Genomic DNA, 11,121 nt, shown 5'->3' with positions numbered 1-11,121 from the left:
TGCTATTGATGCCGCAGGAATATTTTTCAAAATTGATTTTCTATAAATTTTCCCCATTTAAAGGGGGGCATTGACAGTTAGCAGTGAGAGCAAGTTATGCGAAGGGTTTGTGGATATTCCGGAGTCACTGATCACCCCGTTGCGGACTAGCAAACAGCTAGTTCCGTAACACTTTGACCATAATAGTTTATTAATTACTAATTTCAATTTTCTTAATTGCTTATACAACCCGGTGCTCAAAGTCGCACGGAATAGCCTGGCCAAGCCTTCCAAAATATCCACATAATAGACTTGTGAGACAACCTCTCGTACTAATGCGCGGCGTTTTCCTTTTAGGTAACATTTTTTCAGGTTGCATAAATCTCCCTGAAGATAGGAGTTGATAGGGGTAATCTTTAACTCATCCTGGAAGCACAAGGGCAGGATCAAAGCTAACTTGCTTTTCGCACCGCCACTTTTCTGATGTGCTAGCGTGATGATGTTTGCCATTATACATTTCAGTTTGCTGCAAGTGATTATTTGTTCAAATGCAATAGTGAACAAATGTTCAGGAAAAGTGGGCAGAGCGTGCGCAAAACATCTCCGAATTGGAATTATCTTTAGGATATGGTTTTGCATTTCTATGGCTAAAAAGAATTGTTAAAAAATGTTAAAACTATTGACGTGAAATTTCCATTCAAATATTTTTGACTTATTAATTATTCGTTGATAAAAAAATAATATTCTTTATTTAGTTAAATTTTAAGGTTTGTCATATGAAGTATAAATTATATCTCATCGGCTTGGCTTTATTATTTTCCGGCGATATTTTCGCTCAGACCGGCCCTCCGCCAGCATATTTTCAATTGGTAAAAAAAGCCGACACCTTATTTCAAAAAAAGGAATATCAACAATCAGCATCAACTTACAGTGCAGCTTTCAACACATTTAACGGACGCGCGATTCTGAATGACCGTTATAATGCAGCCTGCGCCTGGGCGAGATCCGGTAAGGCGGACAGCGCGTTTTTTCATTTATTTAAAGTTGCCAATGCCGGAAAATATGCCGATGACCAGCACCTCGCTATCGATTCTGATCTGGCATCCATTCATAAGGATTCCCGATGGGCAGATTTAATGACTATCGTTCGTAATAATAAAACTGCATTGGACGCACAATACAACCTACCGGTCAAAAAACAATTAGAAGATATTTTCGCGTCCGATCAGTATTACCGTCGGAAAGCGGACAGCATTCAGAACAGATTCGGTTTCAAATCACCTCAAATGCAGTCGTTGTTAGACAGCATGAAAACGCAGGACAAGATCAACCTGCAGAAAACAACAGCAATACTGGACAAATATGGCTGGCTGGGCCCCGATAAAGTGGGAAACATCGCCAACCTGGCACTTTTTGCGGTGATCGTCCATGCAGATCTTCCTACCATGGAGAAATATTTCCCTTTGCTTAAAGATGCGGCAGATAAGAACGCAGCATCAAAAGGTAACCTCGCTTTGTTGCAGGACAAGATCGAATCTGCCAGATACCACTATCAAACCTACGGTACACAGTTAGATAAGGATGAAAAGACTAACAAATTTTCATTCGTACCGATAAAAGATAAGGAGCACGTGAATGAGCGCCGTGCTGCCGTTGGCCTGCCGCCAATCGAGGCGTATGCTAAGCAGTGGGGTATAACGAGTTATTAAATTAATTTATTATGAAAACGATATTGATGTTTTGCTTTTTGGGAATTTCCGGCATGTCTTTATACGGCAACAATTATAACAACAAGGATGGTGTAATGAATAAAGCTAATTCAATATATGGGGAATGGAGGGAAAAGAAAAATGAAACCGATTCCGCCGGGACATTTAGAATGATTTTCTTTCCGGGCGGAAAAGTTAATGTAATCCGTAAATTAAATAATTATATCGGTTTTTTTAAAATTCATAATGATAAAATTGATTATGTAGACGGCTCCATCACTATTGCTGATAAATACCCGTTTACCGCCACCTTCATTGAGCCAAATGAAATAAAGTTAGTCATCAACTACCGGGACAAATCTGAAACCAAATACTTAATCAAAACCAAGGACATTAAATCAGGATTTCAACTAATAGATAAGAACTTGTAAAGGGGAAGCCGAAAACCTGTAAGAGTAGGCATAATTTTAATTTATATTTATTCATGGAAGCATTAAACTCTAAAAAGTTTAAGACTTTAGAAAAAGCAGAATTAAAAAATGTTATGGGAGGCCTTCAGCAACCAACAAACCAGTCTATCTGGACTTATGGTTACGATGAAGTACCTTCACATTGGGACAACTCCGTGTCGGAAGACGCGCCTCCCGGCCCTATCTACACTTAAAAAGAAGGTACTGCTTTGCAGTACCTTCTTTCTTATTTCTTCTTAAATAAAAAGCTCTTTTTCTATGATACTTATTGTTTCCGAAAAAAACGATCAGTCAACATATGAAGTGATGCAATGGCTGAAAAAAAATCATGTTCCACATTTTAGGGTAAACGGAGAAGATCTGGTCAACGTTAGACATCTCGACCTGAATAAAGAAATCGTCCTTGATGTACAGGGAAATGAAATTGATCTTAAAAAGGTTAAAGTACTTTGGTATAGACGGGGGAGTTTTAATTTCCGAAAACCGGTGGCAGAGGACTACAAGGAAATAGTAGATGCGGAATCCAAGGTACTTAACAATTACCTTTTTAAGTATCTGGATACTCAGAAATATTGCATTAATAACTTTTTATACGCCTTTGTGAATAAACTTTATGTCCTGGAACTGGCACAGGATGCCGGGCTGGATATTCCGCGAACATTGATTACGGGAGATAAGCAATACGCTTTGAACTTCTTAAAAAATGAGACAGAAGTAATCACAAAGATTATGGGATCACAATTCCTGATTCGAAATCCGGGAACTGTTAAAATGGCCTACACAGAGCAGGTAAATGACCGGGATATAAATGAGTTCGATGATTCCTTCTTTCCGAGCTTGCTGCAAACAAAGATTTCGAAACGTTACGAAATAAGAGCATTTTATTTTAATGACCGCTTTTATTCGATGGCAATTTTATCTCAGGGCAATAAAAGAACAGAAACCGACTATAGAAAATATGATAGTGAGCTGCCTAACCGGGGTATACCTTATCAACTGCCAGATGAAGTTGAGAATCGTTTAAAAACAGTATTCGCTAAATTGAACCTAAACTCGGGATCAGCAGATCTGATTTTAGATCAAAATCATAACTATATTTTTCTGGAGATCAATCCTATTGGCCAATTCGGAATGGTATCCAAACCTTGCAACTATCATTTAGAAAAAATACTTGCTAACCATCTTATTACCCATGAAGCAGGATATGATGTTACTCTCAACTAAGGTCATTGACGTAAAGGTCATTGACAAGCCGGTGTTGGTAAAGAAAATACCTCTTTTGAATTACAGAGGAGAGCTGCTCGCCGGACGATTTTATAAACCCATTTCTAAAATCTTAAAACACCGGACACATGAAGTATGACCTGAATGACCATATGGTTATGGTAGCTAATTGCATTCCCGTAAAAGGATACAGCAGGTCGATCATTTATGACCTGTACAGAGAAACATTTGATTTTATACCAAACGATTTGTATGATATATTAAGTAAATATAACAAGCGAGAATTAACTACGGTATTTGGCGATACGCCGAAAGAATTTCATCATGTTTTAGACGAATATTTTGATTTTTTACTTGAAAAAGAATATGTGTTATTGACAAACAGACCGGATGAATTAGCATGTTTTCCAGATTTAAACCTGGAATGGGATGCGCCAGCCACGATAACAAACGCCATTATTGATATCAGGCAGCCACTGTTTGACCAGAAGGATTATTCCCGCTTTCTAAAGGATCTAAATGATCTCGGATGTACTCATTTACAAGTCCGTTTTTTCCCAGGATACAATCATAACATGGCGCTCAGGCTCTTCGAGTTTTTAAATGACCTCGATATGTTATGTGAGGTAGTGATTCCTTATGATACTGCACGGCCGCCTGGCTATTATATAAACCTTTACCAGCACTATCAGAAGATACACAGTATTACCGTTTTTGATTTCCACCAGGAGCTGGACTTCTTAAAAAAAGAAGATTACCGGCCATTTAGTCAACATGTTCATTTTACATCGGAGGCTGTCACTGATCAATCGCATTGCGGTATCATATCACCTGCTTACTTTTCGGTCAACATACCTATGTTCACTGAAAGCTTACAATTTAATTCCTGCCTTAACAGAAAGGTAGCTGTTGATCAGTTCGGAAATATCAAAAACTGCCCGTCGTTGACCAAAAGTTACGGCCAGATAAATTCTATCAGTTTGAAGGACATAGTTAAGTCAGACGCATTTAAAGAATGTTGGACAATTAGCAAAGATAAAATTAGCATATGCCGGATGTGCGAATTCAGATATATGTGCACTGATTGCAGAGCATTTGTTTCGGATGCAACTGATAAACCTTTAAAATGCAGGTATAACCCCATAACCTGCGAATGGACCTAAATCAATTTGTATGGCGGAAAAATTCAGCTTTTTCAAGCAGCATGATCAGATGGACTGCGGGCCAACCTGTTTAAGAATGATCGCTAAGCACTATGGCCGCACTATCCAACTACAGGAACTGAGGAACCTTTGCCAGATCAGCCGGAGCGGGGTTTCCTTATTAGGAGTTAGTGAAGCAGCGGAAAAAATTGGCTTCCGTACATTGGGTGTAAAATTGACCTTCGAGCAGTTAAATGATATTGAGTTGCCAGCGATCTTGCATTGGAGGCAAAACCATTTTGTAATTCTGTATAGAATTCAGAGAGAAACATATTGGATTGCAGATCCGGGAGTGGGCTTAATTAAACTTACCGGCGCCGATGTAAAAGAAAATTGGATCAGCGATCCAAATACACTTGAAGGAATTGCGCTTTTACTAAGTCCTTCGCCACAATTTTACGAACAGGAAGACAGGGACCAACACGCCGTGAGTTGGTCTTCGCTTTTTTTATACTTGATCGGTTATCGAAAGTTGATTTTTCAATTATTATTGGGGCTAGCGCTAGCTAGTTTGTTACAGCTCATTGTACCGTTTCTTACTCAATCAATTGTCGACATCGGTGTTAATACACGTAATCTGAATTTTATACAAGTCATATTGCTCGCCCAGATATTTCTGATTGTCGGTCGGGTATCAGTTGAATTTATCAGGTCATGGATATTGCTGCATATTAGTACGCGCGTAAATATTTCCATCCTAACGGACTTTTTGATCAAATTGATGAAACTTCCGATAAGTTTCTTCGATACGAAAATGACCGGAGATATTATGCAACGCATGAACGATCAAAAGAAAATTGAAAGTTTTCTAACCGGTTCCGCGCTCACTACGCTTTTCTCACTGGTAAACCTATTGTTGTTCTCTTTTGTGCTCATTTACTACAAGATTTCCATTTTTTCAGTTTTTGCATTAGCGAGTGCATTATACATTGCCTGGATCACGGCGTTCCTCGGAAGACGCCGTTTACTTAATTATAAGTCATTTGAAGTAGCTTCGAAAAACCAAAGCAATGTTGTCCAGTTGGTTAACGGAATGCAGGAAATAAAGCTGAATAATTGTGAGCAGGCAAAGCGTTGGGAATGGGAGCACCTGCAGGCGAGATTGTTCAAATTTAATGTCAAAAGTCTTGCATTGAGCCAGTACCAGCAAGGCGGGGCTACATTGATCAATGAAAGCAAAAACTTACTGATCACATTCCTTACCGCCAAAGCCGTTATTAATGGCTCGTTATCATTAGGCGCAATGGTAGCTATTCAATATATTGTTGGACAATTAAATAGCCCGGTAGACCAATTATTGGGTTTTATACAAGGGTTTCAGGATGCCCGAATCAGCTTAGAGCGATTAAACGAAATTCATCAACTATCAGACGAAGAACCAATAGACCGCGCATTAAATAATGAACTACCGGAAAATAAAAGTCTCTCTATTAATGACTTAACATTTTGCTATCCGTCGGCGGGTAATGAGCCTGTATTGAAAAATATTAACCTGATCATCCCTGAAGGAAAAACCACGGCCATCGTGGGGACGAGCGGAAGCGGCAAAACAACGCTATTGAAATTGTTACTCCGTTTTTATGAACCACAAAGAGGTGAAATACTTATCGGAAACCTGCAACTTAACCAGATTGCATTTAAAAGTTGGCGCAGCAGCTGTGGCGTTGTAATGCAGGATGGTTTTATATTTTCCGATACCATAGAAAGAAATATTGCTGTAGGTGATCAGTATCCCGACTATGATAAACTAAAACACGCTTTAAAGATAGCCAATATCAGCGATTTTATCGACAGCCTCCCATTGCGGCTAAATACTAAAATTGGTGCGGAGGGTAACGGCATTAGCCAGGGACAGCGACAACGAATCCTGATTGCAAGAGCTGTCTATAAAGATCCTCACTACCTTTTTTTTGATGAAGCGACAAATGCGCTCGATGCCAATAATGAACGAATAATCACCAATAACTTAAAGGAATTTTTCGAAAAGCGTACGGTTGTAATTGTTGCTCATCGTTTAAGCACCGTCAGAGACGCCGACAACATCATATTTATGGATAAGGGAAAGGTCTTAGAGCAGGGTACCCATGATGAACTGACTTTAATGAAAGGGCATTATTTTAATCTTGTCAAAAATCAACTTGAACTTGGAGTTTGATATGGAATCAATCATAAAAAATCACCGGCCAGTCTACAGCGAAGACATAAATGACATCATTTTCAAAGTACCTTCATGGATTGTGCGCTGGGGTACTACTGTTTTCTGGCTTATTATAATTGGACTGCTGATTCTTTCTACAGTTATCAGTTACCCCGATGTCATTAGGACGAGCTTAAAAGTTTCATCGGAAAACAATGCTAAGCCGCTTGCTGCAAAAGTGAACGGTAAAATCGTGAAGCTATTTGTCAAAGATCATGATCAGGTTTTTGAAGGCCAGGTCATGGCATACTTAGAAAGTATAGCAAGCCATGACGAAGTTTTGAAATTACTTGGCGAATTGAAACAATCGCGCAATTGCTTACTAAATGGGATCGTTGACAACAAGCGCCTCAATACCATTTCAAATACCGAAAACTTGGGGGAATTGGAAGGGGCCTATCAATCATTTCAGGAAGCAGTACTGTTATATAAGGCCTCAATTGGGGAAGGTTTATATTTAAAGAAAAGAAATTTATTGTATCAGGATTTGAGAAACCTGGCCATTCAAAAAAATCATCTGGAAGATCAGAAAAAGGTTCAACAGCAAGATTTGAAGATTGCTGAAGAGGAATTCGTCATGCACCAAAAGCTGATGAACCAAAAGGTTGAGGCCACATCAGAATTCAGGCAGCAGCAGAGCAAATACCTCAATAAAAAGATGCCGTTAATGCAAACAGAGAGCTCTTTAATTAGTAGCAACGCTGAATTAGCGGCTAAACAAAAAGAGCTTCTGGAATTAAATAATCAAGTCTCTGAAGGAAAAACTAAATTTTTACTGGCGATTAACAGTATGATCAGTCAATGTGAGGACTGGCGAGCTAAATATGTGATATGCTCAACTGAAAGCGGCACGGTAATTTTCAATGGACTTTTGCAGGAAAATCAAATCCTAAATTCCGGACAAACCCTATTTTATATATATAACCAAGGTCAAGAAACATTAGGGGAAATGTATATTCCACAATACAATATGGGGAAAGTCCATATAGGGCAACAGGTATTAATCAAACTAAGGAGCTATCCGTTTGAAGAATATGGCATGTTGCAAGGAAAAATTAAGTCAATTGGAGATGTTCCGTTAAAAGACAGTCTCTATTCCGCCTTTGTTGATATTGATAAGATTGACAAAAAAGGCAATGAGATCACGTTGAAGCAAGGTATGCTTGCAGATGCGGAGATTATTACTAAGGAAGCGTCTTTATTTCAAAGATTTAAATATAACATTATCAAAAGTACAAACACTCGCTAAAAAGAAGGTATCCCTCAAAATTGTATTTCAATTTGGTTGCACCGTTAGAGCAGCAGGCGGATTTCAGAGCCTTTATAAGAATTGAAAGAAGGGCGATATTCGAAGTATCCGAAGTCAGTTAAATCTTTTATGCATTTATGATACGTTACAATTGAGTTGATATGTGAAAGCGCCATGAGTTCCTTCCTTGCTATCTTTAATTTTGGTGAAAACTCATTGATGCTCCAAAGCCATATCAGTCCGAAATATAAACTGATATGGCTTGGCAGAAGTCGACTGTCCCGGTTGGCCCTGTCATAAAAGCGCTGCAATTGCCTGAATGCTTGACTCAATTCTCGCCCTCCAATAATTTCAGAATATCGTCATTTTTATAATACATGATCTTGCCGACACGTGAAAACCGGATAGTTCCGTTAATGCGAAGCGTTTGCAATGTGCTTGAAGATATACTGAGCAATTTACGGACTTCCGCGCTTTTAAGCCATTGCTTTGCTTGTACTTTTGGTGCCGAGATGATGGATTTAATATCCTCTAACAATTGCAGCCGAAATTGCTGCAAGTCGTCTCTGGTAAGTAACTCGATTGCCGCCATAATATTTAATTAAGAATTATGAAGCAAAAATCGCAGCAGTGACCGTTCCTGTTATCCGATGTTATCCGAGTCGGATGTGATTTCTTTAAAGTATATTTTAGGTTTAAACATTTGATGCCGCAAACAACCACATCAAATTCGAGGGATTACATAGCATTTATTGGTCATTTAATCTTTGCTGCTTCTTCAATTCCTTTTGAACTTCTGTCAGTAACTGATCCGCAGTAGGCAGATATAATTGATAACGGGTCGCGAAAATGTTGCTGTTTTCCGGCAAAGAAAATTTGACGACAGTATCGTTTTTTTCCAGGCATAAAAGTATACCGACCGTAGGCGTTTCATGTGCCAGCTTTTCAACCCGGTCAAAATAATTTACATACATCTGTAGCTGCCCTATATCCTGATGTGTAATTTTATGTGTCTTCAGTTCAACGATCACGAAACATTGAAGCAGCCTGTTGTAAAAAACCAGATCGATAAAAAAATCATCACCGTTCAGATGTATCCGTTTTTGACGCGCTACAAAAGAATATCCATTTCCGAGTTCCAGCATAAATTCCTGAAGATGCGTGATCAGCGCGGACTCGATGTCCCTTTCAAAGTAAGCTGCTTCCTGTTTGAGGCCCAGGAACTCTAAAACCATCGGGTCTTTGATGATCTCCTGTGGGGCTTCGGATTGCTTTTCATTTCGGGCTACCGAGAGGACTCTGTCTTGATCCGTGCTTAACAGCAGACGTTCATACAACTGGCTATTGATCTGACGCTCCATTTGCCTTGATGTCCAGTTGTTCTTAACTGTTTCACCTATGTAGAAATCTCTTTTTTCCGCTGTTTCCATACTTAAAAGGGAGCGGTAATGCGTCCATGTCAATTGTGTACGCAGTGCGTTCACAATTGGAAAGTTCCTGTAAAATTGCCTGAAGTGATTAAGGTTCCTCGCAGAGAACGCAGTCCCGAATTGAGGCATGAGTTTTTCGGAAAGGTATGGGATCAGGCGTTCGCCATAAATGGCGCGTTCCTGACCATCTTGCTCTTCTTCGAAGATACGTCGGCCAATGTACCAGTACATCCTGACACGTTCAAAATCTACAGAGCGAACTGCCGATTCTTTCGCCGTACTTATTATCGATTGTATATCACCGATGATCGATTTCGATGCTTCCATATAATATTTTGTATTTTTAAGTTGTTGGTAGACAGGCATCAATTTTCATGAGCCAATTTTTGATCGAAGGGCGCTCATGTCCCTGCTTAGTTTCAGATTTAGCACTTTAGCATACTCCTGTGTGGTTTTGATACTCGCATGGCCCAGCATAACAGACACGCTTTCTATAGGCACATCGTTGGCCAGCGTTATCGTAGTAGCAAAAGTATGTCGTGCGATATGAAAGGTAAGGGTCTGCTTGATCTTACAGAGTTCAGCGATCTCCTTCAGGTAGTCGTTGACCTTTTGATTGGAGGGTACCGGGAAGAGCAGCCCGGTATTGGCGCACTTCGGATGATACTCATATTTTCGTATGAGCTCAATAGCCTGCGGTAAAAGCGGGACCCGGGTTGGGATATCGGTTTTTTGGCGATTGGTCATGATCCATATTTCGCCGTCGTAGCGGTTAGTCAGGTGCTCACGGTGCAGATTCTTAATGTCAATGTACGCCAGGCCCGTGTAGCAGCTGAACAGGAAAATATCCCTGATCTGTTCAAGTCGTGCAGACGAAAAGTTCTTTTCGGCAATACGGTTCAGGTCGTCTTGTTCCAGGCATACCCGGTGAACCCGTTTCGTTTTGCCTTTGTATTTCAGGAATGGGTTGCGATCAATCCAGCCGTTATCCAGGCAGATGGTGATGATCTTTTTAAAGTTCCTCATGTACTTAACGGCCGAATTATTGCCGCAATTGCGCTCTGATCTTAGCCAGAAATCATAATCCGTAATGAATTGGTGATCTACTTTTTTGACAGGAATATCTGAAAGATTAAAACGCCACTTGAGAAATCGCTGTGTATGGCTCAACGATATTTTATACCGGCTTAGTGTACCTTTTGAATTTTCTTTGCCGACGAGCTTACCGAATTTCTGGTTGTGATTTTCAAAGATTTCGATGAGCATTTTCGGGCTTTCTTCTTTGCCCAGGAAACGACATTTCAAACTCTCTGCGGTAATGTCATCTCCCGCTTTGATCATTGCCGAATGCGCGTCATCGATCTTCGCGCGTAGGGTGTCGAGGTAATTATTGAGCGATTTTACGGTTTCTTTCGTTCCCTTCATTCGCCCTGCTGATGGGATCCACTGCGAAGGTTCACATTCACGACCGGTGGTGATTTCTGTGCGCTTACTGTCAATCGTAATGCGCATGTAGATAGGCATAGGACCTGTCTGATAGCTCTTTGGTCTCTTCAAATAAAAGAGCACACTGAAAATTGTCTTCATAATGACTCACTAAATGGTTAAACAAATATCGGTTTGCGGCCATTTTCTGACAAGATGTTCATTTTTTGAACTGG

At 39.9% G+C, this 11,121-nt stretch carries 11 protein-coding genes; 7 read left to right on the top strand and 4 right to left on the bottom strand.

Annotated features, from left to right (window positions below):
* Positions 1–57: 57 nt before the first annotated feature.
* Positions 58–489, bottom strand: a complete 432-nt coding sequence (locus MTO98_RS30190; protein WP_243482868.1) for a hypothetical protein — start codon at positions 487–489, stop codon at positions 58–60.
* Positions 490–755: 266 nt separating this feature from the next.
* Between MTO98_RS30190 and MTO98_RS30185 the strand changes: the two genes are divergently transcribed.
* The 7 genes from MTO98_RS30185 to MTO98_RS30155 all read left to right on the top strand — a co-directional run bounded on the left by MTO98_RS30185 (position 756) and on the right by MTO98_RS30155 (position 8,030).
* The gene (locus MTO98_RS30185; RefSeq protein WP_243482866.1) at positions 756–1,688 is read left to right on the top strand and encodes a DUF6624 domain-containing protein; all 933 of its coding nucleotides are present in this window, start codon (positions 756–758) and stop codon (positions 1,686–1,688) included.
* A gap of 11 nt (positions 1,689–1,699) precedes the next feature.
* Positions 1,700–2,119, top strand: coding sequence for a hypothetical protein (locus tag MTO98_RS30180; RefSeq protein WP_243482864.1), 420 nt, complete (start codon positions 1,700–1,702; stop codon positions 2,117–2,119).
* Between the two features lie 53 nt (positions 2,120–2,172).
* On the top strand, positions 2,173–2,352 hold the full coding sequence (locus tag MTO98_RS30175; RefSeq protein ID WP_243482862.1) for a bacteriocin: 180 nt from the start codon (positions 2,173–2,175) through the stop codon (positions 2,350–2,352).
* A gap of 64 nt (positions 2,353–2,416) precedes the next feature.
* Positions 2,417–3,382 (top strand): grasp-with-spasm system ATP-grasp peptide maturase, encoded by a 966-nt coding sequence (gene gwsG, locus MTO98_RS30170; RefSeq protein ID WP_243482860.1) that lies wholly within the window; start codon positions 2,417–2,419, stop codon positions 3,380–3,382.
* Between the two features lie 128 nt (positions 3,383–3,510).
* On the top strand, positions 3,511–4,545 hold the full coding sequence (gene gwsS, locus MTO98_RS30165; protein ID WP_243482858.1) for a grasp-with-spasm system SPASM domain peptide maturase: 1,035 nt from the start codon (positions 3,511–3,513) through the stop codon (positions 4,543–4,545).
* A 10-nt stretch (positions 4,546–4,555) separates the two neighbouring features.
* Positions 4,556–6,739 (top strand): peptidase domain-containing ABC transporter, encoded by a 2,184-nt coding sequence (locus MTO98_RS30160; protein ID WP_243482856.1) that lies wholly within the window; start codon positions 4,556–4,558, stop codon positions 6,737–6,739.
* 1 nt (position 6,740) lies between these two features.
* Complete coding sequence (locus MTO98_RS30155; RefSeq protein ID WP_112575063.1) at positions 6,741–8,030, top strand: HlyD family secretion protein; 1,290 nt, start codon at positions 6,741–6,743, stop codon at positions 8,028–8,030.
* Between the two features lie 328 nt (positions 8,031–8,358).
* Here MTO98_RS30155 and MTO98_RS30150 read toward each other — a convergent pair whose 3' ends face one another.
* From MTO98_RS30150 to MTO98_RS30140, 3 genes are all read right to left on the bottom strand, one after another.
* Positions 8,359–8,622, bottom strand: a complete 264-nt coding sequence (locus MTO98_RS30150) for a helix-turn-helix domain-containing protein (RefSeq protein ID WP_091220957.1) — start codon at positions 8,620–8,622, stop codon at positions 8,359–8,361.
* Between the two features lie 157 nt (positions 8,623–8,779).
* Positions 8,780–9,787, bottom strand: coding sequence for a YhcG family protein (locus MTO98_RS30145; protein ID WP_243482854.1), 1,008 nt, complete (start codon positions 9,785–9,787; stop codon positions 8,780–8,782).
* A 45-nt stretch (positions 9,788–9,832) separates the two neighbouring features.
* Complete coding sequence (locus MTO98_RS30140) at positions 9,833–11,047, bottom strand: site-specific integrase (protein ID WP_243482852.1); 1,215 nt, start codon at positions 11,045–11,047, stop codon at positions 9,833–9,835.
* Positions 11,048–11,121 lie beyond the last annotated feature (74 nt).

Origin of the sequence: Mucilaginibacter sp. SMC90, assembly GCF_022811725.1 — a bacterium.
Lineage (GTDB): Bacteria > Bacteroidota > Bacteroidia > Sphingobacteriales > Sphingobacteriaceae > Mucilaginibacter.
This window is presented reverse-complemented; position numbering and strand designations above follow the sequence as displayed.